18 protein-coding genes are annotated in these 23252 nt (G+C 71.3%); 6 read left to right on the top strand and 12 right to left on the bottom strand.

Annotated features, from left to right (window positions below):
- The 3 genes from AOK17_RS09405 to AOK17_RS09415 form a co-directional block, all read right to left on the bottom strand.
- Nucleotides 1-1269, bottom strand: a 1269-nt coding sequence (locus AOK17_RS09405) for a DEAD/DEAH box helicase (protein ID WP_055611896.1), incomplete at its 3' end; no start/stop codon positions are given.
- 319 nt (nt 1270-1588) lie between these two features.
- Nucleotides 1589-1792, bottom strand: coding sequence for a cold-shock protein (locus AOK17_RS09410; protein ID WP_055611897.1), 204 nt, complete (start codon nt 1790-1792; stop codon nt 1589-1591).
- A gap of 304 nt (nt 1793-2096) precedes the next feature.
- Nucleotides 2097-3698, bottom strand: a complete 1602-nt coding sequence (locus AOK17_RS09415; RefSeq protein WP_169801904.1) for an alpha/beta hydrolase — start codon at nt 3696-3698, stop codon at nt 2097-2099.
- 332 nt (nt 3699-4030) lie between these two features.
- On the opposite strand from AOK17_RS09415, the gene AOK17_RS09420 reads away from it, so the two are divergent.
- A complete protein-coding gene (locus AOK17_RS09420) occupies nt 4031-4642 on the top strand; it encodes a phosphoribosylanthranilate isomerase (RefSeq protein WP_055611898.1) in 612 nt (203 codons plus the stop codon).
- Between the two features lie 472 nt (nt 4643-5114).
- On the opposite strand, the gene AOK17_RS09425 is transcribed toward AOK17_RS09420, so the two are convergent.
- Nucleotides 5115-5444 carry an antibiotic biosynthesis monooxygenase family protein gene (locus AOK17_RS09425; protein ID WP_055611899.1) on the bottom strand — a complete coding sequence of 110 codons (330 nt, stop codon included), beginning with the start codon at nt 5442-5444 and terminating at the stop codon, nt 5115-5117.
- A gap of 206 nt (nt 5445-5650) precedes the next feature.
- Here AOK17_RS09425 and AOK17_RS09430 point away from each other — a divergent pair, with 206 nt between their 5' ends.
- From AOK17_RS09430 to AOK17_RS09440, 3 genes are all read left to right on the top strand, one after another.
- On the top strand, nt 5651-9106 hold the full coding sequence (locus tag AOK17_RS09430) for a S8 family serine peptidase (protein WP_079052902.1): 3456 nt from the start codon (nt 5651-5653) through the stop codon (nt 9104-9106).
- Between the two features lie 230 nt (nt 9107-9336).
- Nucleotides 9337-12003, top strand: coding sequence for a SpoIIE family protein phosphatase (locus AOK17_RS09435; RefSeq protein ID WP_055611901.1), 2667 nt, complete (start codon nt 9337-9339; stop codon nt 12001-12003).
- Between the two features lie 123 nt (nt 12004-12126).
- Nucleotides 12127-14067 (top strand): glycoside hydrolase family 5 protein, encoded by a 1941-nt coding sequence (locus AOK17_RS09440; protein ID WP_055611902.1) that lies wholly within the window; start codon nt 12127-12129, stop codon nt 14065-14067.
- 60 nt (nt 14068-14127) lie between these two features.
- Here the strand turns inward: AOK17_RS09440 and AOK17_RS09445 are convergent, their stop codons facing one another.
- From AOK17_RS09445 to AOK17_RS09470, 6 genes are all read right to left on the bottom strand, one after another.
- Nucleotides 14128-15396, bottom strand: coding sequence for an ABC transporter permease (locus tag AOK17_RS09445; RefSeq protein WP_206190715.1), 1269 nt, complete (start codon nt 15394-15396; stop codon nt 14128-14130).
- Complete coding sequence (locus AOK17_RS09450; RefSeq protein WP_055611913.1) at nt 15393-16070, bottom strand: ABC transporter ATP-binding protein; 678 nt, start codon at nt 16068-16070, stop codon at nt 15393-15395. Before AOK17_RS09450 ends, AOK17_RS09445 begins: the two co-directional genes overlap by 4 nt.
- A 113-nt stretch (nt 16071-16183) precedes the next feature.
- Nucleotides 16184-17767, bottom strand: a complete 1584-nt coding sequence (locus AOK17_RS09455; protein WP_055611903.1) for a peptidoglycan-binding protein — start codon at nt 17765-17767, stop codon at nt 16184-16186.
- Entirely contained in the window at nt 17764-18720 is a 957-nt protein-coding gene (locus AOK17_RS09460; RefSeq protein WP_055611904.1) for a hypothetical protein, read from the bottom strand. The genes AOK17_RS09455 and AOK17_RS09460 overlap by 4 nt, the downstream gene beginning before the upstream one ends.
- Nucleotides 18721-18794: 74 nt before the next feature.
- Nucleotides 18795-19625 (bottom strand): hypothetical protein, encoded by an 831-nt coding sequence (locus AOK17_RS09465; RefSeq protein ID WP_055611905.1) that lies wholly within the window; start codon nt 19623-19625, stop codon nt 18795-18797.
- Between the two features lie 2 nt (nt 19626-19627).
- On the bottom strand, nt 19628-20263 hold the full coding sequence (locus AOK17_RS09470; protein WP_055611906.1) for a SigE family RNA polymerase sigma factor: 636 nt from the start codon (nt 20261-20263) through the stop codon (nt 19628-19630).
- 302 nt (nt 20264-20565) lie between these two features.
- On the opposite strand from AOK17_RS09470, the gene AOK17_RS09475 reads away from it, so the two are divergent.
- Nucleotides 20566-21600, top strand: coding sequence for a zinc-dependent alcohol dehydrogenase family protein (locus AOK17_RS09475; protein WP_055611907.1), 1035 nt, complete (start codon nt 20566-20568; stop codon nt 21598-21600).
- Nucleotides 21601-21676: 76 nt separating this feature from the next.
- Here the strand turns inward: AOK17_RS09475 and AOK17_RS09480 are convergent, their stop codons facing one another.
- Complete coding sequence (locus AOK17_RS09480) at nt 21677-21943, bottom strand: LapA family protein (RefSeq protein ID WP_055611908.1); 267 nt, start codon at nt 21941-21943, stop codon at nt 21677-21679.
- 335 nt (nt 21944-22278) lie between these two features.
- Here AOK17_RS09480 and AOK17_RS09485 point away from each other — a divergent pair, with 335 nt between their 5' ends.
- Nucleotides 22279-22899, top strand: coding sequence for a hypothetical protein (locus tag AOK17_RS09485; RefSeq protein ID WP_055611909.1), 621 nt, complete (start codon nt 22279-22281; stop codon nt 22897-22899).
- Nucleotides 22900-23051: 152 nt separating this feature from the next.
- Here the strand turns inward: AOK17_RS09485 and AOK17_RS09490 are convergent.
- The coding region (locus AOK17_RS09490; RefSeq protein ID WP_055611910.1) for a helix-turn-helix domain-containing protein at nt 23052-23252 on the bottom strand (201 nt) is incomplete at its 5' end.

Consider the following 23252-nt stretch of genomic DNA (forward strand, 5'->3'; position numbering starts at 1 on the left):
CACCAGCGTGACGACGCTGCCGGACTCGCCCGCGCGGGCCGTACGGCCGCCGCGGTGCAGGTAGTCCTTGTGGTCGCTGGGCGGGTCGACGTTGACGACCAGGTCGAGGTTGTCGACGTGGATGCCGCGGGCCGCGACGTTGGTCGCCACCAGCACCGTGACGTGCCCGGTCTTGAACTGGGTCAGCGTCCGCGTGCGCTGCGGCTGGGACTTGCCGCCGTGCAGGGCGGCGGCCCGGACACCGCTGTTCAGCAGGTGCTCGGTCAGCCGGTCCACCGCGTGCTTGGTGTCCAGGAACATGAGGACCCGGCCTTCGCGCGCCGCGATCTCGGTGGTCGTCCGGTGCTTGTCCGCGCCGTGCACGTGGAGGACGTGGTGCTCCATCGTGGTGACCGCGCCCTGGGACGGGTCGACGGAGTGGACGACCGGGTCGGAGAGGTAGCGGCGGACCAGCAGGTCGACGTTGCGGTCGAGCGTGGCCGAGAACAGCATCCGCTGGCCCTCGGGCCGTACCTGGTTGAGCAGTTCGGTGACCTGGGGCATGAAGCCCATGTCGGCCATCTGGTCGGCCTCGTCGAGGACGGTGATGGCGACCTGGTTGAGGCGGCAGTCGCCGCGCTCGATGAGGTCCTTGAGCCGGCCCGGCGTGGCGACGACGACCTCGGCCCCGGCGCGCAGCGCACCGGCCTGCCGGCCGATCGGCATCCCGCCGACCACGGTGGCGAGGCGCAGCGACACGGAACGGGCGTACGGGGTGAGCGCGTCGGTGACCTGCTGCGCCAGCTCGCGGGTGGGTACGAGGACGAGGGCCAGCGGCTGCCTCGGCTCGGCGCGCAGACCCGCCGTACGGGCGAGGAGCGCGAGACCGAACGCGAGGGTCTTGCCGGAGCCGGTGCGGCCACGGCCCAGTACGTCACGGCCCGCGAGGGAGTTCGGCAGGGTCGCCGCCTGGATCGGGAACGGCACGGTCACGCCCTCCCGGCCGAGCGCGGCCAGCAGCTGCGCCGGCATGTCGAGGTCGGCGAACGCCTCGACGGCGGGCAGTGCGGGGGTGGTCGTCACCGGCAGTGCGAACTCGCCCTGCGGCGCGGACCGCTGACGGCTGCCGTAGCCCTCGGAGCGGCGCGAGCCACCGGAGTAGCCGCCGCTCCTGCCGGAGCCCGAGCCGCCGGAGTAGCCGCCGCTCCTGCCGGAGCCCGAGCCGCCCGTGCGGGTGGATCCTCCCGAACGGGTGCGGGAGAAGCGGTCGTTCGTGCGTGTGCGATTCATGCGGAACCTTCCTTGATGAGGCACGTATCAAGGAATTCCCGCAGCAAATGAGCAGCGCAGAGAATTGCAAGAACGAGCCGAAGAGAATGGGGGGCCGAATCGGATCGGCGGGGAATGCTCGCGGGATACGTCGCTGAGATGCGGGGCGATATTCCGGCGGTGGGGCCGGGTATTCCGTTCGGGAGGGTCCGGCAGTATGTCAACCGGAGCGTCGGTCCGAGCATTCCCGAAGAGCGGGTGGGTACAGGTTTTCTGGAAAGCAGCGAGCTGGGGCCCGCACCCCAAGGTGCGGGCCCCAGCTGCGAAGTACGCGTCAGCGTCAGGCGGGAACGATGTTCTCGGCCGTCGGGCCCTTCTGGCCCTGGGCGATGTCGAAGGTGACCTTCTGGCCCTCCTGCAGCTCGCGGAAGCCCTGGGCGGCGATGTTCGAGTAGTGGGCGAAGACGTCGGCGCCGCCGCCGTCCTGCTCGATGAAGCCGAAGCCCTTTTCCGCGTTGAACCACTTCACGGTGCCTGCAGCCATGTCAAATCTCCTTCGGGGGTGCGTCGGAATCCACAACTTGTGAAATCCGAGTCGCGTGATGATCGCCCCGTCTTCAAGATTTCGGGAACCACAACTGCAACTGAGATCGAGAGTAGCACGCTGCGGTCGGGCATGTGCGGAGGATAATTCTGCTCTGCCTGTCGAGGAAGGAATGTTCATCGGGCGTCGTGTTCATTTCTTACTTCGCGGGCACAGATATTGACGCGCCTGGGGCGCCGGGCCGGGAAGGGCCCGACGCCCCAGGCGTCGATCGGTGTCGGTCGGAGTAGCTCCGGCGGCTGGGTCAGCGCAGCGAGCCGAGTCGGTCGAGGCGCTCGTTGACGCCGTTGCGGAGCTCGCCGAGCGTGGTGCCGGGCGGCGCCACCTTGGGCGTGACGGTCGGCGGCTGGGTCTCGTCCGCGCAGGTCGCGCCCTTGGCCGGGACCTGCAGGTCGACCAGGTATCCCGTGACCGCGTCCGTCGCGCAGGCGCTCCGCCCGAAGGCGGTGTGGCCCTCCGCCTTGAACGTGAGCAGCGAGGCGTTGTCGAGCTGCCGGGACAGTGCCACCGCGTCCTGGTAGGGGGTGTCCGGGTCGCCGGTGGTGCCGAGGACCAGGATCGGCTTGGAGCCCTTGGCACGGTAGGAGCCGTCGTAGCGGCTGACGCGCTCGCCGGGCCACTGGGTGCAGGCCGTGGCGTGCTGGTGGTCGTACGTCGGCGGGCCGAAGGCCATGGCGGGGCCGAGCAGCGGTGCCGCCTTGGCGTAGGCCGTGACGTTCCGCTTCAGCAGGGCCTGGTCGCGCGGGTAGTCCTTGTCGACGCACTCGACGACCACGTTCGGGACCAGGAAGTCGAAGCTGCCCGGGGACGGCGGACGCAGCAGGAACGAGGTGTTGTCGCGCTGCTGGGCCTTGCGCAGGGCCTCACCGAACGCGGGCCAGATGACCTTGCCCTCGTTGATGTTGAACATCAGCCGGTAGACCAGGGTGTAGCCGTTGGCCAGCCCGCCGCTCGCGGTCGGCACCGGGTTGGCGTCCAGGTCGCGCTTGAGCTTCTCGAACGCCGCCCGGGGGTCGCCGTCACCGAACCCGCAGGTGGCCTGGTCGGCCTTGCACCAGTCGAGGAAGCGGCTCATCGCGCCGTCCAGGGCCAGGTACTGGGGCTTGTCGTAGGAGTACGGCTGGTTGGCGTAGTGCACCGGGTCGTACGCCCCGTCGAGCGCCAGGGCGCGCACCCGCTTCGGGAAGAGCGCGGCATAGACCGTACCGATGTACGTGCCGAACGACCGGCCGTAGTAGGTGAGTTGCTCCTCGCCCAGGGCCTGGCGGAGCAGGTCGATGTCACGGGCGACGTACTCGGTGCCGACGAACGGCAGCAGGTCGGCCGACTTGTCCGTGCAGGCCTGGTTGAACTCGGCGGCCTCGCGCAGGGCCGGGCCGAAGGCGTCGGGGCCCGGGGCGCCCTTCGCGTCGGTGACGGCCTTGGTGTACCGCGTGTCGTCCCAGCATTCGAGCGCCGAGCTGCGCGCGACACCTCGTACGTCGTATCCGAAGACGTCGAACGAGTCGCGCAGGGCGGCCGGCAGGTCGTCGTAGTTGCCGCGGACGAAGTCCACGCCGGAGTTGCCCGGTCCGCCGGGCTGCATGAAGAGCGTGCCCTTGCGCTTCGTCTGGTCGGCGGCCTTCTTGCGGATCACCGCCAGGGTGATCTTGCGGCCCTCCGGCGCCCGGTAGTCCAGCGGCACGTCGGCGTTCGCGCATTCGAAGCCGCCCTGGCAGTCGGTCCAGGAGAGGGACGGCACCGGCGGGGCCGGCAGCGGGACCGTCGAGGCGGTCGCCTTCGTCGTCGGGTCCGTCTGGGCGGCCGTCGCCTGGGCCCCCGACCCGGCGACGACGAGTGCGGTCACGGCGGCTGCGGTGATCCTCAGGCGGGTGAGGCCTTTCCGCGCCCCGGAACCGGACTTGAGTCTGGGCCGGTGCGTCGGTCGGCCGTCTCGGCCGGGCGGGACATGATCGTGCGTTGTCACTGCGTGCTTCCCCTCGGGCTGGTGTGACACCAAGAACCCACTGGTCAATGTGAGTTCGGAGAATTTCTAGCTCAAGGGGACGGGGAATGGCCAGAAAAGCGGATCATGTCGCCGCCGTTCGGCCGGATCTCCACAACCGGGGGTGGCTGCCCCGGTACGGGGACGGCGCCCCAGTGCCGCGCGGCCGGCCCCGGATACGGCAGGCTGAGGGGGTGAGCAGCTCCCTCTTCATCAAGATCTGTGGCCTGAAGACCGACCGGGACGTCGACACGGCCGTCGAGGCGGGTGCCGACGCCATCGGCTTCGTCTTCTCGGCCAGCCCGCGCCGCATCGACGCGGCCACGGCGGCGCGGCTGTGCGCCCGTGTGCCGGAGAACGTCCTGACGGTCGGTGTCTTCCGCGACGAGCCCCTGCGGGACGTACGGTCCCTGGCCACCGACTCGGGGATCCGGGCCGTCCAGCTGCACGGGCCCGAGGACCGCGGCTACTACGACGACCTCGCGACGGGCGGCTGGACCCTGATCCGCGCCGCGGCCTTCGGCGAACCCGCCCCGCGCCACGGGGACATGGGCGAGGACATCCTCCTCCTCGACGCCCCCGTCCCCGGCTCCGGCATCGCCTGGGACTGGTCGACCAAACCCCTGGCCGCCCCAGACGAAAAGTGGCTCCTCGCCGGCGGCCTCACCCCGGACAACGTCCGCGCGGCCGTCGACGCCGCCTCTCCCTGGGGCGTCGACGTGTCCAGCGGCGTGGAGCAAAGCCGGGGAATCAAGGACCCCGCCCTCATCACGGCGTTCATCAGGGCTGCCCGCAACCGGCCCTGATCACCGCGTTCGTCAGGGCCGCCCGCACCCGGCCCTGACTTGCGGTGCCCGCGACGGGCCCTGAGCCGCGGCGCCTGCGGCCGGCCCTGACTTGCGGCGCCTGCGGCCGGCCCTGACTTGCGGCGCCTGCGGCCGGTCCTGAGCCGGGCCGCCGGCGACCGGTTCTGAACCGCGGTGCCCGCGACGGGCCCTGAGCCGCGGCGCCTGCGGACGGCCCTGACTTGCGGCGCGCGCGGCCGGCCCTGAGCCGGGCCGCTCGCACCCGGCTCTGAACCGCGGCGCCCGCGACCAGTCCTGACTCGCGGCGCCTGCGGCCGGTTCTGAACCGGGCCACCCGCGACCGGACCCGAGCCGCGGCGCCCGCACCCGTTCCTGAGCCGCGCGGCCCGCAGCCGGTCCCGACTCGTGCGGCTCGCAGCCGGTTCTGACTCTTGTCGCGCGCAAGCGGCCCTGAACCGCGGCCTCGCCCGCGTCAGCCCTGCTTGGGGGCCGCCTGCTGGACCACCTCGAAGGTCCACAGGGTCGAGTCCGTCGTGGCGGGCTTCGGCCGCTCGCCGCCGGCGGCGGCACCGTCGCGGTGGGCGGCCTGGCCGCGGCCGGACATCCAGTTCTGGAAGTCCTCCTCGGCGCGCCAGCGCGTGTAGACGAGGTAGGAGTCGGTGCCCTCCACCGGACGCAGCAGCTCGAACCACTCGAACCCGTCCGAGCTGTCCACCGTCCCGGCACGGGACGCGAACCGCTTCTCCAGCGTCTCGCGCTGCTCTTCGGGAACCGTGAGTACGTTGATCTTGACGATGCTCATGCCCTCATTGTCCAGTAGCCACCACGGCGGCCGATGGCGGGCCGCGCCCAGCCGCTGCGCCCACCCCCTGGCAACCCCTGACGATCCGTCAGAAATAAATCGGATGTCTTGACAACCCGATGACAACCCGCCCCGTCTCTATGGCGAGTCGTTGGGCGTACGGGTGAGGCGCCGGGTTTCCGGTGTCGCGGGACGACTCCTGTCCGATGGTCCAAGTGTCAGGAGTTCAGGTGGAGTTACGTGCGAGACCCTTACGTTCCGTCGTGGCGGCAGGGGCGGTTTCGACCGTCCTGCTGCTGGCCGGTGTCCCGGGCGGGACGGCCCAGGCCGCGCCCGTGGGGGACCCGGCCGACGGGCGTTCCGGGGTGGTGGCCGAGGGCGCGAGCGGCCCCGGCAAGGCCCAGAAGGTGCGGACGGTGACGCTGGTCACCGGCGACCGGGTCCGGCTGGACGGCGCCGGAAAGGTCATCGGGGTGGAGCGGGCAAAGGGCCGGGAGCGGGTTCCGTTCTCGGTCCGGGTGGTCGACGGACACACCCGGGTCGTGCCCGGAGATGCCGAACTGCTGCTGGCGCAGGGCAAGTTGGATGCCCGTCTGTTCGACGTGACCCAGTTGGTCGCGGACGGGTACGACGACGCCGGGCGGGGCGACGTACCCCTGATCGCCACCTTCCGGGGCAAGAAGGCGCCCTCGATGACCCCTTTCACCGGGGCCGGGGCGAAGATCGGCCGGGCTCTTCCGGTGGTCAACGGCAAGGCCATGCGCCCGGCGAAGAAGCGGGCCACCGACTTCTGGAACGCCGTGACCGCCACCGGTGAAAAGGCCGACGGAGCAACGGAGTTCACCGCCTCCACCGCCGTGGAGAAGCTGTGGCTCGACGGGCGGCGCAAGGCGAACCTCGACAAGAGCGTGCCGCAGATCGGCGCGCCGACCGCCTGGGCCGCCGGTTACGACGGCACCGGCGTCAAGGTCGCCGTCCTCGACACCGGCGTCGACACGACCCACCCCGACCTGGCGAGCCAGGTGGGCGCCCAGCAGGACTTCACCGGCTCCGCCTCCGGTACCGGCGACAAGGTCGGCCACGGCACGCACGTGGCGTCCACCGTGGCCGGCACGGGCGCCAAGGACGGCGGCAAGTACAAGGGCGTCGCCCCCGGCGCGAAGATCCTGAACGGCAAGGTTCTCGGCGACAACGGTTTCGGCTACGACTCCGAGATCGTCGCGGGCATGGAGTGGGCGGTGGCCCAGGGGGCCGCGGTCGTCAACCTGAGCCTCGGTGGCGAGGACATGCCCGGCATCGACCCGTTGGAGGAGACGGTCAACCGGCTCTCCGCCGAGTCGGACGCCCTGTTCGTCATCTCGGCCGGAAACTCGGGCAGGGCTGGTGAGAGCACGGTCGGCTCGCCCGGCAGCGCGGACGCCGCGCTCACCGTCGGCGCGGTCGACAAGTCCGACGCTCTCGCCGACTTCTCCAGCCGGGGCCCGCGCGTCGGCGACGGCGGGGTCAAGCCCGACCTGACCGCGCCCGGTGTCGACATCACTGCCGCCGCATCCGCCGGCAGCGTCCTGGAGGAGCAGTACCCCTCCGACATACCCGGCTACCTCACCATCAGCGGCACCTCCATGGCAGCCCCGCATGTCGCGGGTGCCGCCGCCGTACTCGCCCAGCAGCATCCCGACTGGACCGGTGAGCGCCTCAAGGCGGTCCTGACGGGCTCGGCCAAGCCGGGCGCGTACAGCTCCTTCCAGCAGGGCACCGGCCGCACCGACCTGGTCCGGGCGATCGGCCAGAGCATCGTCACCGAGCAGCAGCCGCTCGACTTCGGTCTCCAGCAGTGGCCGCACGGCGACGACACCCCGACGACCAAGCAGGTGACGTACCGCAACCTCGGTACGGAGCCGGTCACCCTCGACCTGTCCGTCGACGCACTCTCGGTGGAAGGCAAGCCCGCCGACCAGGGCATGTTCGCCGTGTCGCCGCAGCAGGTCACCGTCCCGGCGGGTGGTACGGCGACCGCCGACGTCACCGCCGACACCCGCGCCGGCAGCGCCGACGGCTCCTTCGGCGGCTCGGTGCAGGCCACTTCCGCCGACGGAAAGGTCCAGGTGCGCACCGCTGTCGGTGTGGAGCGCGAGGTCGAGTCGTACGACCTGACGGTCAAGCACCTCGACGAGAACGGCGAGCCGATCGGCGACGCCGCCACCCAGCTCAGCTCCATCGACAGCGACTTCTACGCCGAGCTCGCCGACGAGCAGGACGGCGAGCTCACCGTGCGGGTTCCCAAGGGCGTCTACACCCTGAGCGGTGTGATCCACCCGGCGTACGACGCCGCCACGCACGCCGTGCTGGTGCAGCCGATGCTGAACCTGGACAAGGACACCACCGTCGTCGTCGACGCCCGGCAGGCGAAGCCGGTGGACATCACCGTGCCCGACGCGGCGGCGAAGAACACCGAGGCCACGGTCGTCTACACCTACGACCGGGGCGGTGAACTGAGCCCGGGCAACCTCCAGTTCCTGGTACCGACCTTCCAGGGCACGCGGTTCGGGCAGCTCGGACCCGACGAGTCCGCGGGCGACATGTCCGCCGTGTTCGCCGGCGACTGGACCCGTACGGACGACGCGGGCCGGCCGGTCACCTACCACCTGGCCTGGAACCGCGCCGGCCGGCTGGACGGCTTCACCGCCGACGTCAAGCAGGACCAGCTCGCCAAGGTCGACGTCCAGGTGGGCGTGCCCGTCGAGGGCAGGGGCGTCCAGTTCGAGGCGTCCGCGCACACACCCGACGGGGATCTGATCCTCAGCTACAACGACCTGCGCGCCGACCTGCCGCTGAACACCACGGAGTACGTCCTCGACAACGAGGTCAAGTGGTCCTTCCGCACCTGGCAGATGTTCGGCGAGGACCGCGACAGGGTCTCGGAGAGCTTCCTGATGCGGATGCCGAGGACCTGGCAGGCCGGTCGCAGCTACACCGAGCGGTTCAACGTCGGCGTCTTCGGCCCGGTCCTGCCCGCCGCGGGCGACCTCGGACCGGAGCGGGGACTCCCCGGCATCATTCGGTACGGCAACGTCATCAGGGCCTTCCTGCCGCAGTTCGGCGACGGCGCCGGACACTGGGGCCTCAGCGACTACACGTCGGTGACCAGCTCGCTCCAGGCGGACGGCAAGGAGATTCCCGACGACTACGGCCCGCCGATCGACCTCACCGAGTACACCGTTCCGGCCAAGGACAGCGCGTACAGACTGACCGTGGACGCCTCACGTGATCCCGCGGTGTACCCGGTCAGCACCCGTGTCCGCACGGAGTGGACCTTCCGCTCGGCCACCACCCCCGAGGACAGCACGACCGCACTCCCGCTGTCGGTGATCCGCTTCTCCCCCGACCTGACCCTGTCCAGCACGGCGAAGGCCGGCAAGCGGTTCAAGGTGCCCTTCACCGTCGAGGGCGCGGCGGCCGGACAGCGACCCGCGAAGCTCGCCTTCGAGGTCTCGTACGACGAAGGCACCACCTGGCAGCCCACCAAGGCCGTCGGCGGCACGCACCTTTCCCTGAAGCACCCGGCCGAGGCGGGCTCCGTCTCCCTCCGGGCCAAGCTGACGGACCGGTCCGGAAACACTCTGGTCCAGACGATCGAACGGGCCTACAACACGACCCTGTAGCCCTCTGATCCTCTGGTTCATGAACCCGGCCTCGCCCGGGCGGTGTCGCCACCGCCCGGGCGAGGCCGGTCGTGAGGTGTACGTCGACTGGCGTAAATAAGATGAAATGTGAAAATACAGGGCAGACCAAAGGGGTATGAGGTATGGAGTCTCGGGCACCGAGGCCGAGCGTGCCCACGCGCTGAGAGTCACGCGAGGTGGAGAGCGCAACGAGAGCGAGATGAGCGGTCATGGAGCGGCGTGCCGTCGACGACCAGGAATCGAGTCCGCGCCCCGACGGCGCGGGCGGGGCCCTCACGGCGCGCGCCACCGTCGACGAGCACGGCGTCGTGACCGGCTGGAACGCCGGTGCGGAACGGCTCCTCGGCTACTCGGCGGCGCAGATCCTCGGCCGGGCGGCGGCCTCACTGCTCGCCGAGGACCCCGGTACGGGCGATCTCCCGCCCCTCCCGCCCTTCTCGGAGCTGCCGGAGCTGCCGAGGTGGAACGGCACGCTGGCTCTCCGGCACCTTGACGGCCATCGAGTGGAGGCCAGAGTCCTCGCACACCACAGGACACCGGGCAGGACAGGGGAAGGGGCGCCGGGCGGGACACCGGGCGGGACACCCGGCAGGGCAGGGGACGGGGTGCCGGACGGAACGGCCCACGGAACGCCGGACGGAACAACCCACGGAACGCCGGACCGAGCTCCCGACGGGGCGACGGACGAGGCGCCTGACGGCGAGGTATGCGGCTGGGTTCTCGTCTCCGCGGTGCCCGGGCCGGCGCAGGCCCGGACCGACGACGACGCGCTCGTGAGACGGGGTTTTCTCGACTCCCCGTGCTGCTCGACCTCCGTGTACGACACGGATCTGCGCTTCCGCCGGTCCACGCAGTCCGGGCGGGGCGTGCTGGGCATGAGCGACGACGACCTGCGCGGGCTCAGGCTGACGGACGTGCTCGACGACCCGGTGGCGGAGAAGGTCGAGCGGGCGATGCGGCGGGTCCTGGAGACCGGCGAGACCCAGTACCTGGAGAACCGCGCGCTCGCCCCGGGCGAGGGCCGTGACCACGCGTGGTCGGTCCACCTCTACCGCCTGGCCGACCCGGACGGCCGAGTCCTGGGCGTGGCGACCACCGGGCACGACATGACGGAGCAGTACTGGGCCCGGAAGCGGCTCCAGCTGATCGCGGGGGCCGGCACCCGGATCGGCAGCACGCTCGACGTGACGCGGACGGCCCAGGAGCTGGCGAACGTGGCGGTCCCGGACCTCGCCGACTTCGTCAGCGTCGACCTCCTGGCGTCCCTCGACGACGCGCCCGAGCAGCCCCCGGGCCCTCTGGCGGCGGGCGACTCCCTCGCGCTGCGGCGCATCGCCCACGAGTCCGTGTTTCCGGACGTCCCGGAGGCGGTCGTGGCCCTGGGCGAGGTGGACACGTACCCGGAGGGCTCCCCACCTGCGGAGAGCCTGCGAACGGGACGGGCCGTGCTGCACCGGGTCACCGAGGAGGCGATCGCCGACTGGGTGGCCGAGGACCCGCGCCGGTCCGCCCGGATCCGCGAGTTCGGCTTTCACTCGGCGATGACCGTCCCCCTGTCGGCGCGCGGCACCACCCTGGGCGTCGTCGCCTTCGCCCGGCACCGGCACCCCGACCCGTTCGAGCAGGACGACCTCGTACTGGCCGAGGAACTGGCGGCCCGGGCCGCGGTCTGCATCGACAACGCCCTGCGCTACACCCGCGAACGCGCCACGGCCGTCACCCTGCAGCGCAGCCTGCTGCCGCAGGGCCTGCCCGAGCAGGCCGCGGTCGAGGCCGCCTCCCGCTACCTCCCGGCCGGTGCCCGGGCCGGTGTGGGCGGGGACTGGTTCGACGTGATCCCGCTGTCCGGAGCCAGGGTGGCGCTGGTCGTGGGCGACGTCGTGGGCCACGGCATCCACGCCTCGGCGACCATGGGCAGGCTGCGTACCGCCGTACGCACACTCGCGGACATCGATCTGCCTCCCGACGAACTGCTCACCCACCTCGACGACCTGGTCGGCCGCCTCGCCACCGAGGCCGAGGGGGCGGTGGGCGTCCCCCCTGACCGGGCGAGGCCGAGAGCCCGGGGGAGATCCGCCGCCGACGGGGAGAGCCGGGGGGACGTCGGAGCGACCTGTCTGTACGCCGTGTACGACCCCGTCTCCCGCCGGTGCTGCCTCGCCAGGGCCGGGCATCCCCCGCCGGCCCTGGTGAGCCCGGACGGCACGGTGGAGCTGCTCGACCTGCCCGCGGGGCCTCCGCTGGGTCTGGGCGGCCTGCCCTTCGAGTCCCTCGACATCGAACTGCCGGAAGGAAGTCTGCTCGCGCTCTACACCGACGGCCTGATCGAGTCCCGCGACAGCGACCTCGACGAGGGCACCTCACGCCTGCGCCGCGCCCTCGCCGCTCCCGCGGCCTCCCTCGACGCGCTGTGCGACTCGGTCCTGGCAGCGGTGCTTCCCCGGCGGCCCACCGACGACGTGGCCCTGCTCGTCGCCCGCACCCGGGCGCTCGACGCCGACCGGGTCGCGGCCTGGGACGTGCCCCCGGAACCGTCCGCCGTCTCCGAAGTCCGCAAGAACGCCCTGCGCCGGCTGGCGGACTGGGGTCTGTCCGACGCCGCCTTCGTCACCGAGCTGGTCGTCAGCGAACTGGTCACCAACGCCATCCGGCACGCCACGCCGCCCATCCAGCTGCGCCTCATCCACGACCGGACCCTCATCTGCGAAGTCTCGGACGCCAGCAGCACGGCACCCCACATGCGGCGCGCCCGCACGTACGACGAGGGCGGCCGAGGTCTCCTCCTGGTCGCCCAGCTGACCCAGCGCTGGGGCACCCGCCCCACCCCCACGGGCAAGACGATCTGGGCGGAACAGAGCGTGGAGCCGGAGCTGTGACCTGCGGGGCCCGACAGCCGAACCCGTAGGCCTGAACCAGACCCGTAGGCCTGGACCAATACCGCCCCATCCCCCATGATGACGCTGCCATGACATAGGCTGCCATGGCGTGTCGTCCTCTGGATGGTGACCGTGCGCGGATCCTTCGTCGGGGCGGCTCTGGCCGCCGCACTCCTGCTGGCGCCTCTGACGCCCGTTCCGGCTGCCGCGGCCCCGCAGGAGTCAGCCGCTGAGAGTGCTCCCCGCTCCGAACCCGTTTCGGCCGCCGAGGACTGGACGGCGCCGCTCAGTACGCGGGGTCGCTGGATCGTCGACGCGGACGGCGACCGATTCAAGCTGCGGTCCGGCAACTGGCATGGAGCCAGCGGTACTTGGAACGGTTCCGGAAGCGTGGACGAGGACGCCAACCACCACGCGGGGGAGAACTCGGGCCGGACACCCCTCGGCCTGGACCGGGCCCCCATGGCCGAGATCATCGCCGGTTTCCAGGAGATCGGGATCAACAGCATCCGGCTGCCGTTCTCCAACGAGATGGTCCACGACGGCGTGCCGGTCAAGGACGACGCGGTCGCCGCGAACCCGTCCCTGCGCGGCCTGACCCCGCTCCAGGTCTACGACGCGGTGGTACGCGAACTCACCGCCGCGGGCCTCGCCGTGATCCTCAACAACCACACCAACACGACCCGTTGGTGCTGCGGGGTCGACGGCAACGAACGCTGGAACGCGAGCCGTTCGGCCGCGGCCTGGGAGGACGACTGGCTCTTCATGGCCCGCCGCTACAAGGACAACAAGCGTGTCGTCGGCGCCGACCTCTACAACGAGGTCCGCCGCAACATCTGGGACGACCCCAACTGGGGCCTCGGCGACGACCACGACTGGTTCGCCGCCTCCCAGCGCGTCGGCGACCGCATCCTGACGGAGGCCAACGCGGACCTCCTCATCATCGTCGAGGGCATCAACTGGACCGGCATCCCCATCGACGGCTTCGCACACGAACGCCCCACCCTGGAGCCCGTACGCCGGCTCTCGCACACCCTCGTCGACTCCGGCAAGCTCGTGTACTCCGCCCACTTCTACGACTACACGGGCCCGAACCACAGCGGTGCCACGGGGACGGGCGAGACGACCGACCCCCGCTACCGCGACTTCAGCCCCGCCGAACTGACCGCCGTACTGAACCGTCAGGCGTTCTACGTCACCGCGGAACAGGACCAGCACTTCACGGCACCCGTCTGGATCAGCGAGTTCGGCGTCGGCGGTCGCGAGGAGACGGGCGCCAAGCAGCGTGCCTGGTTCGAGAACTTCGTCGACCAACTGATCCGTACCGACGCCGACTTCGCGTACTGGCCGCTCGTCGGGTGGCACGAGAACCGCAGGGGCAACGGCTGGGCCCTCCTGCACTGGGACTCGTCGGGTGGCCGCATGGGCGTGTACGACGGTGACGACTGGCGGGCCGCGGCGTGGACCCGGCTCGTCCGGGCTTCCGGCCGTACGGGCCAGGTCGCCCCCGTGACGGAGTGGTCGATGCTCAGCCCGGACCACGGCGACTTCGTCGCCTCGCGGCGCATGCGTGCGCTCCCCGACTGGGACTCCGGCGCCCGCAAGGCCGCCTGCCCCGACGGACAGCGCCTCCTCGGCCTCAGCCACACGGGCAACCGGGGCCTGTGCTCGGACGTGACCGCCGGTTCCCTGTGGGCCCCGGCGGGCGGACACGAGGTGGTCAGGGACGAGCGCCACGTTACTCCCGGCGGCGACTGGGCCTCCGGATACACCAAACTCCAGTGCCCCGACGGCCAGTTCCTCACCGGCTACAGCGTCCGCGGCTCCGCCGTCTCGGCGGCCCTGTGCGCGGCGGCCCCGGCGGGGAGACTCGGCACGGCCGGCCGCACGCTCTGGTTCGACCGCGGCGACGACAGGGGCCAGAACCCCAAGGGCGGCGACTTCGCGAGCGGCCACTACAAGGGCCAGTGCGCGACCGACGAGTACGCGGCCGGAATCGCCTACACGGGCCGCGTCGGCTCGGCACGGACTCCGGACGCGCTGTACTGCCGGAAACTGGGCTGACCCGTGTCGGGCCTCAAGGGCCGTGAGGCCGCCTCCACGGTGACTCGGCCCGGCGCGGGGCTACGACGGTGCGCGGAGGGCGTCGGCCGGTTCCATACGGGCGGCGCGCAGGGACGGGTAGAGGCCGGCGAGCAGGCCGACCAGGGCTCCGGCGAGCGGGGCGCCGAGGGCGAGCCGCAGGTCGAGGACCGGGGTCCAGTCCTTGACGACGGCGACGCACACCACGACGGCGATGCCCAGGGACGCCCCGATGACGCCGCCCAGCAGGCCGATGGTCGTCGACTCCAGGAGGAACTGGGCCGCGACCTGCCGCCGTGACGCGCCCAGCGCCCGTCGCAGCCCGATCTCCCCGACCCGCTCCATCACCGTCACCAGGGTCACATTGGCGATACCGATCGCGCCCACCACGAGCGAGACCAGACCGAGGACGAGGAAGAGACCGTTGACGTCGTTCTGGACGCCGTCGCGGGACTTGGACAGATCAGGCGGCGCCACGACGGTGAGCGCGTCCTCGTGCCCGGGCGCCAGGGCGATCGGCGCCTGGCGCGCCACCTGCCGGGCGGCGCCGAGCGAGGTGTTGACCAGTACGCGCGTGACGTCGCGCAGACCGAGCCGGTCCGCGGCGGTCGTGGGCGGGAGCAGCACCGCCGTGGACAGCTGCCGTTCGCGCCTGATGCCGCCGAGGATGCCGATGACGGTGTACGACTGGCCCCGGAAGAAGATCGCCGGGGCGTCCTCCACCCGCCGGATGCCGAGAAGTTCCGCCGCCTGGTCGCCGAGCACCGCCACCTGGTCGCGCCGGGCGATGTCACCCGTGTCGAAGAACCGCCCGGCGGTCATCGCACCCCGTACGGCGTCCGGCAGACCGGCCGAGGCGGCGACCACGCCGAGGGTCTGGCCGGAGGTGTCGCCGGGCGCGGTCACGTCGTTGGACCGCACCTGGACACTGTTGGTCGTGGCGGAGTCGGCCACGGCCGCGACCGACTCCACACCGGCCAGCCGCCTGACCGCGCCGGTTCCCGACCAGTCCACCAGGGGGCCGGTGTCGTCCTGGCCGGGAAGAGTCCGCGGCACCGTCACGGTCACCGAGGTCGCGGTGAGCGCGTCGAACCGGCCGACGATCTGGTTGCCCGCGGTGGAGGCCACGCCGATCGTGATGACGAGCGTGGTGATCCCGAGCACCGTGCCGAGCGTGGTCAGCGCGGACCGCACCGGCCGGGCGAGAACGCCGGCCAGGGCTTCCGTCCACAGGTCCCGCGGGTCCAGCCAGGGCCGCTCGACCCGCGCCGGCCCGGTCGACCACCTTCTCCCTGCCCCTGCGCGTGTCACCCGGTCTCCTCGGCGAGGCGCCCGTCGGTGATCCGGACGCGGCGGCCGGCCCGGCGGCTGACCGCCTCGTCGTGGGTGATGACGACCAGGGTCACGCCCTGGGCGCACAACTCCTCGAAGAGTTCCAGCACAGAGACCGTGTTCTCGCTGTCCAGGTTGCCGGTCGGCTCGTCGCAGAGCAGCAGCGCCGGATCACCGAGCAACGCCCGTGCGATGGCGACCCGTTGGCGCTCGCCGCCGGACAACCGGTCGGGCCGGAAACCCGAACGGTGACCCAGCCCCACCCGCTCCAGCGCCTCACGGGCCCGGGCGAGCCGGGTGCCGCGCCCACGACCGGGGCGCGGCCTGCGATAGGCCTCCGCCAGCATCACGTTCTCGTCCACCGTCCGGTACGGCAGCAGATGGAAGGCCTGGAACACGAACCCGATCCGGCTGCCGCGCAGCGCGGTCCGTTCGAGGTCGCCGAGCCCGGTGGTCTCCACCCCGTCCAGCCGGTACGAGCCCGAAGTGGGCCGGTCCAGCAGGCCGAGGGTGTTGAGCAGCGTCGACTTGCCGGAGCCGGACGGCCCGACGATGGCCAGGTGCTCCCCGCGCCGCACGGTCAGACTCACCCGGCGCAGTGCGTGCACGGGCGGCTCGGAGTCGAAGGTCCGCCGCACGTCGGTGAGTTCGATGACGGCGGAGGCATCGGACGAGTCGACGGCATCGGACGAGTCGGCCGCATTGGGCGAGTCGGGGGCATCGCAGGAGGCAAGGGAGGGGCCGGGGCCGTAGAAGGGGTTGGGAGTCACTTGCCCACCACCACCTTGTCGCCCTGCTCGAGTGCGCCGCCGGTCGGCTTCACCTCTACGAGTCCGGCCGCGGAGAGCCCGACGGTCACGGAGACGTCGCGCACCCCGCCGTCGCGCTCGACCTGCACCCGGGCCTTTCCGTCGGCCGAGGTACGGATCGCGGCGAGCGGCACCGTCAGCACCTTGCCGTCCGAGGCGCCGACCTCGATGGTCACCTTCACCGAGGCCTCGGCCTGCCCTGCCAGCGGGCCGGGATCAGGGATGGAGATCCGCAGCTGGACCGGACCCGGCCCGCTCGTCCCGGAGGCGCCGTCCGTACCGGACGTGCCGGCGGTGTCGGTGTCGGCGGCGCCGTCGGACGCGTCGGCGGCTCCCGTGCCGCCGCCCTCCGACGTCGCCCCGGTGGCCGCCTCGCCGTCGCCGCCCGTCGTACCGGACGACGCGGCGGCGGAACCGATCGCCTCCACCTTGCCCTTCACCTTCTCCCCGCCCGTCGTCGTCACCTCGACGGGCATACCGCGCCTCAGCAGCTCGGCGTCCTCACCCGGCACGGCCGCCTCCACGAGCAGTTCGGAGCCGGTCACGGTGCCGACCGGGCCCGAGGGCGCGTCGCCGGTCTTCACGGTCACCTTGTCCAGCCGTACGGGCAGCTCGGGGAAGAAGACGACCTCGCCGGCCGGGACCTTCGTCCCGTAGGTGGCCTGGAAGCTGCTGAGGGCGTTGTTCGCCATGTCCAGGGACTTCTGCGCGGACCTGAGCTGTATCGCCTGGACCTGCCGGTCGGTGCTGGACTGCGCGTCCGTACGAGTCCCCGCGCTCGCCTCGTCACCGGTCTCGGCACCAGTGCCGGTGCCCGAACCAGTCTCCGTACCGGTGCTCGCCTTCCCGCCCGTCCCTGTCCCCGCTCCGGTGCCGGAGCCGTCGCCCGCGCTCCCGCTCCGCGTCGTGAGCAGCGCCTCCTGCGCGCTGGACACCGCCTGCTGGAGCTGGCCCAGTTGCTGCTGGTCCTCCGCGCTCGGCTGCTGGGCCTCGTACCCCTTGTTCCGGTACCAGTTGGTGACCGCCGTGGCCGTGGCCTGGCCGAACGTGCCGCCGGCCGACCCGGGGTCGAACCCGAGCCGCCGCAACGCCTTCTGGAGCTGCTTCACGTCGTCGCCGGTGGCTCCGGGGCCCATCGCGCGGTACATCGGTACGGGTCCGGCGAGCGCGAGCACCGGGCGGCCGTTGACCGTCATCAGTACGTCGCCCTCCTTGACCTTCGTACCCGCGACCGGTGCCTTGGTGACCCGCTGCTCCGAGCCCTCGCCGGCCGGGCTCGTGACCGCCCCGGTGCCGACCGAGCCGGCCAGCGAGAGCGGTCGGGGCGAGGTGAACGCCACCGTCCCGGTCGCCACCACGGTCGCGGTGAGCGACCGCCGCTCCGCCTCCACGGTCACCGGGCCGGCCTTCGGCGCGTTGTGCGAGGCGGCGGCGTCGGCGGGCGAGCGCACTTGCGTACCGGCGAACCAGCCCCCGGCGCCGACCAGCACCACCGCGCCGACCAGGGCGCCCAGCTGTCGGCGGCTGCCGAGCCGCTTCACGCGCCGTCACCCCAGTACGGGTTGGCCTTCTCCTTGGGGAAGTACGCGGCGCGGAACTTCTTGCCGCACTCCAGGTCCTTCAGAGCGATGTCGATGTCCGCGGTGAGCAGCGGCATCGCCTGCTCCTTGGTCCACTCGCTCCTTTCCTCCGGGAGCTTGCCGGCGAGGTCGATCCGCACCATGTAGGCCATGCCGGTCGGCTGGGTGGTGGAGACCGGGATGCCCTGCGCCTTCAGACAGGTGGCGTACTGCTGGGCGAGCTGCACCAGTTGGGTGTCGCCGTTGAGCGCCAGCCCGTTCTGGCGGTTCTCCTCGGTCCTGGCGTTCTGCTTCTTCTTCTCCGCCGCGGCGCTCAACGGAGGCCCGTACGCCGCGGTGTTCCCCTCAAGGGTGCAGCCGGCGTCCTTCTCCTCTCCCTTGCTCTTGGCCGCGGGACCGTACAGCGCGTCCTCGTACGCCTTCAGCTGTGCCGGGGTCAGTCCCTTGGTGTCGTCGTCCACGGGGTCGAGGGTCTTTCCGCCGACCTTGCCGCCCGCGTTGCTGAAGGGGACGTTCGGGTCGTCGGGGTAGGCCGCCGCCGCGTAGGTCCCGAAGCCGTACTTCTGGCGGTACTTCTTCGCCGCCGCGTAGTCCTCGCCGTCACCGTCGGAGTTGACGTCGGCCGAGGGTGCCGTCGCCACGTGCGGTGAGTAGGTGAACCCCTCCTTCTTCATACAGGCCGCGATGGCGTTCTCCCGGACGTACTCCTTCTTGGCTTCGGCGTTCACGCCCTCCGGGATGTTGAGCTGCACGGCACCGTCGACGTTCTTCGTGCCGCCGCCCGCCGCGGAACTCCCGCTGTTCTTGCCGTCCTCGTCGCCCGAACCGCCGCCGCAGGCGGCCAGCAGGGGGAGCATGCCGACCGCGAGGGCCGTGATCAGGGAACTGCGCAGGGTGTTTTTGGGCATGCCCATGACACCTCTCCATTCGGGTCGGGTTGTGTTCTTGCCGGGTCTGGTTGTGTTCTTGCCTGTCGGTTACGGACCTGTCAGCCGCCGGTCTCCTTGACGGCGTCGAAGAGCCGGGGGTCGGTGGCCAGCCGGTACAGCGTCTGGCGGACCGAATCCGAGTACTCCTGGCCGCGCCTGCGGTTCTCGCCGGACTCGCTCGCGATCGCCTGCACGGTCCATCCGCCCGAGGTCACGTAGGCGACGCCCATCGCGTAGTCGTCGCTCTCGTCGCTCTTCGGTTCGGGCAGCTCCTGCTGGGGCACGTAGTACTCCAGCAGGTTGTCTCCCTCTTTCCTGGGGACGACGTGGCACTTCGTCAGCCGGCCGCCCCATGGGGTCGTGAGTGTGCGGCCGACACCGTCCCGGCACCCCACCGAGCCCGACGGGAGCAGGGACTGACCGGTCGCGGATCGCTCGACCGACACGTACAGATAGCTCGGACGACCGGACGCGTCGACCCAGCGGAAGTAGCGCCGCTCCCCGTCCGGACGCTTCGGATCCGCCGGCTCGACCGTGCCGGACTTCGCCGTGACGACCGACCGCAGCAGCCCCAGCGAGGGGTACCAGACCGACGGCTCCGCGGCCGGCGGCGCGGGCGCACGTTCCACCGGCGACGGGATCACGACGGACCCGCCGACGATCACGGCGGCGACCGCCGCCACGGCGCTCAGCGCCACCCCGATCCGGCGCCGACGGCGGATCCGCCTGCCGCGCACGGTCGCGCCCGGCACCAGATCCGGCATCGGCGGCTCCGCGTCAGGACTCAGCCTGCCCAACGCGTCGACGAGGGCGAACTCGTACGCGTCCTCGCTTCCGTTCCCGTTCCCGTTCCTGTTCCCGCGCCCGCCGGCGCCGGACTCCCCAGCCATGCTCACCACCCCGCCCTCAGATATCCGCTGCCCGAGTCCATACCTGCACCGCCACCGCCACTGCTACCGCCACGGCCACCGCTTCCGCCACCGCTTCCGGGTGGCGACGGCGCCAGTGGCGTGTCGCCCAGGATCCGGCGCAGTGCGGCCAGTCCCCGGGAGGTCTGGCTCTTCACCGTGCCGACACTGCACCCCAGCGCCGCCGCGGTCGCCTCCACGCTCTGGTCCTCCCAGAACCGCAGCACCAGCACCGCCCGGCTGCGCGCGGGCACCTGCCGCAGCGCGGCCAGCAGCGTCAGCCGGAGCTCCGGGTCCCGCGCCGGTGCCGCGATGTCGAACTCGTACGCTCTCGGCCGCTCCCACCAGCGCCGCCGCCGGGTCTCGTCCACGAAGGTCCGGAACAGCACCTTGCGGGCGTAGCCGTCGGGACTGTCCAGCCGCACCCGGCGCCACGCCGCGTAGAGCTTCGCGAGCGCCGTCTGCGTCAGGTCCTCGGCCAGGTGCCAATCACCGCACAGCAGATACGCCGTACGGCGCAGTTGCGCCTGGCGGCTGCGCGCGAACTCGTCGAAGTCGAGCCCGACTTCGACCGCGCCGCCGGTGTCGGAGACGTCCTGTTCGTCCGGCGTCCGGATCACAGGCCCCCTCCGCCCGGCACCGCAGCGGCGCGCGGTGAGAAGTGCTTCATGCCGTACTTACGGACCGGGCGGCCCGGGAGGTTGTCACGGATCCGAGAAAGTTTCGCGAACCCATGGTCGTCGCCCCGCCGCTACGCCGGTCGGCCCAGTGCGATGAGCGCGATCACCTGCCAGAAGGACATGGTCGGAACGAGGCCCAAGCATGGACGAGGCGCAGGCAGGGGCGAGGCCCGAAGCGCGGACGGGTGCCTGGGCACGGAAGAGCGGCACCGCCGAACCAAGACACCCGATCGGAAGTACTCATGCGAGCAACACTGATCTACGGCGCCGGCGACATCCGCGTCGAGAACGTCCCCGACCCGAGGATCCACCGGCCCACCGACGCGGTCGTCCGGGTGCTGCGCTCCTGTATCTGCGGCAGCGACCTGTGGCCGTACGGGTCGCGGGAGGCCACCGAGCACGGGGACCGCATCGGCCACGAGTTCCTCGGCATCGTCGAGGAACTCGGCTCCGACGTGTCCGGCCTGAAGCGGGGTGACCTGGTCGTCGCCCCCTTCGTCTGGTCGGACAACACCTGCGACTTCTGCGCAGAGGGCCTGCAGACCTCCTGCCGGCACGGCGGCTTCTGGGCCTCGCAGGACGTGGACGGCGGCCAGGGCGAGGCGGTACGCGTCCCGCAGGCCCAGGGCACGCTGGTCAAGCTGCCGGTGGCCGAGGACTCGGCCCTGCTGCCGTCCCTGCTCACCCTGTCCGACGTGTTCTGCACCGGCCACCACTGTGCGGTCACCGCCGGGGTCGGCCCCCGTACGACCGTCACGGTCGTCGGCGACGGAGCGGTGGGCCTGTGTGCCGTGCTGGCCGCGAGGCGGCTCGGCGCGGAGCGGATCATCCTGATGGGCAGGCACAAGGGCCGCACCGACCTGGGCCGCGACTTCGGCGCCACCGACGTCGTCGCAGAACGCGGCGAGGAGGGCATCGAGCGCGTACGGGAACTGACCGGCGGCGACGGCACCCACACCGTCCTGGAGTGCGTCGGCACACTGCCCGCCCTGCACATGTCGGTCGGCGCGGTCCGAGCGGGCGGCACGATCAGCCGGGTCGGCGCACCCCAGTACCCCGAAGTCCCCTTCGGCTTCCCGGAGTTCGCAAGCAACCTCACCCTCACCGGCGGGATGGCCCCGGCCCGCGCGTACATCGAGGAACTCCTCCCCGACGTACTGGAGGGCCACATCGAGCCGGGCCGCGTCTTCGACCGCACGGTCGACATGGACGGCGTACCGGAGGGTTACCGCGCGATGGCGGACCGAGAGGCGCTGAAGGTTTTGGTCGAGCCGTGAGCCGTGAGCCGTGAGCCGTGAGCCGTGAGCTGAGGGCTGACGGCGGGTGTCGGCATGGAAGCCGTCGACGCAGCCCCTACCGCGTCCGTCGTGAATGCCGGTTCCGGCGTCGGCGCAGAGTGAGGGCACAGGCAAGCATCCCGAGGCCCCAGGCGATCAGGAGGGCACCCCACAGTGGCATGGTCACCTCCGGTATCAGGAGGCGGATCTCGACGCTCTGACGGTTCTCGAAGATGAAGACCAGAGCGATCGCACTGATCAGAACGAACGGCACGAGCCGCCGAACACCGGGCCGCGAGAAGAACGGCGTATGCGCCTTGTGATCTGTACCGGTCTCAGCCATGGGGCCGCCTCTCCATCACGCACGCACCCCTGCATCCAGCGTCCTCTTCCAGGCCGGGACCCGCCACCGAAGGCACCGTGCGGGGGCGGCAACGCCTCGTCGTGGCCGGTCGAAAATAATCCACAGGGGCCTGTTGACCTGCGGCGGAGTGCCGGGACGAGGCCGGTGTCAGTGCCGCTTGTTAGTTTCCCCGGTGGATGGAGACCGGTCAGAGAACCTTCGAGGTCCGCGGTCAAGAGGGGTGGGCACAAAGGTCCCCGGGAGCCACCTCGGGACTATGCCGAAAGCCGTGGATCCCCACCCCTCTCATCCTCCTTGAGGAGAGCGACGGACCGGTGCGGAACGATCTGTTCGAGGCGGCACTTGGTCAGTACTGTCTCCCCCAGCGTCTATCTGAGTGGCAGGGGGACATGTCAGGAGAGCTGTTCACCTTGATCGGCGTGCTCGTCGGCGCAGCTGCTTCCTACATCGGTGGAGCGTTGATGGAGAGGTCGCGGTGGCGTCGCCAACTCTCGACGAGGTGGGACGAACGCCGCTTGGAGGCATACCTCCGATACGCCGACGCCATCAAGAGGTTCACGTCGGTGGCCGGCCGCCTGGCAGCAGGCAAAGGGCTCTTCGACCTGCCCCAACCGCTCGCCCAGGACGTCGGTTTGGAGCGCTTGGCCGACGCCGAACTGGAGCGTGGGTACGCCTTCGAAGCTGTCCTCCTCATGGGAGACGCCGAGACCATCTCGGCAGCAAGGGCCCTGCAGCGTCATGCGTGGGTCCTGGAGCAGCTCGTTCGTGACATGCGCCCTGGCACGGCGGAGGACTGGACGCAGGCGTTCGGACAGTTTCAGGAGAAGCGCGATGAGTACTACGTCGCGGCACGCACGAGCCTGGGCGTGTACGCAGCGTTTCGGCTGCGAGCCGAAGACCCGGTCATCCTCGGCCAGGACCCCCGCCAGCTCTAGGTGATGATCGTCGGGGAGAGCGATGCGACGTTCCCCGTGTCCTCAACGCCTCTGTGTCCTCCGTGTCCCCCGCCTCCCCGGACACGCCCACGCGGCCGGCCGGACAGTCCCCCGTGCCATCCGACCGGCCATCGGTTGTACGAATCGGGACGTTATCGGGGGGTGGGTGGGCGGGTCTTGGACGAATTTGACCTCGTGGGGACGGCCAAGGCGCCTTCCACTCGGCGGGCGGCCATCATCTGGCCGGGGGTGGTGCCGGCGATGGCGCGGAACTCGCGGTTGAGGTGGGCCTGGTCGTAGAAGCCGCAGGCCGTTGAGATCTCGGTGAGGCTCGCGGCCCCGGGGTTGAGCAT

It is taken from the genome of Streptomyces phaeochromogenes (assembly GCF_001418655.1).
GTDB classification, from domain to species: Bacteria; Actinomycetota; Actinomycetes; order Streptomycetales; family Streptomycetaceae; genus Streptomyces; species Streptomyces phaeochromogenes.

What these genes read in the sequence shown, in the direction of transcription:
- AOK17_RS09410 (WP_055611897.1), bottom strand. Translation starts at nt 1,792, where the DNA reads ATGGCTGCAGGCACCGTGAAGTGGTTCAACGCGGAAAAGGGCTTCGGC.
- AOK17_RS09425 (WP_055611899.1), bottom strand. Translation starts at nt 5,444, where the DNA reads ATGAGCATCGTCAAGATCAACGTACTCACGGTTCCCGAAGAGCAGCGC.
- AOK17_RS09430 (WP_079052902.1), top strand. Translation starts at nt 5,651, where the DNA reads ATGGTCCAAGTGTCAGGAGTTCAGGTGGAGTTACGTGCGAGACCCTTA.
- AOK17_RS09435 (WP_055611901.1), top strand. Translation starts at nt 9,337, where the DNA reads ATGGAGCGGCGTGCCGTCGACGACCAGGAATCGAGTCCGCGCCCCGAC.
- AOK17_RS09440 (WP_055611902.1), top strand. Translation starts at nt 12,127, where the DNA reads ATGGTGACCGTGCGCGGATCCTTCGTCGGGGCGGCTCTGGCCGCCGCA.
- AOK17_RS09460 (WP_055611904.1), bottom strand. Translation starts at nt 18,720, where the DNA reads ATGGGCATGCCCAAAAACACCCTGCGCAGTTCCCTGATCACGGCCCTC.
- AOK17_RS09465 (WP_055611905.1), bottom strand. Translation starts at nt 19,625, where the DNA reads ATGGCTGGGGAGTCCGGCGCCGGCGGGCGCGGGAACAGGAACGGGAAC.
- AOK17_RS09475 (WP_055611907.1), top strand. Translation starts at nt 20,566, where the DNA reads ATGCGAGCAACACTGATCTACGGCGCCGGCGACATCCGCGTCGAGAAC.
- AOK17_RS09480 (WP_055611908.1), bottom strand. Translation starts at nt 21,943, where the DNA reads ATGGCTGAGACCGGTACAGATCACAAGGCGCATACGCCGTTCTTCTCG.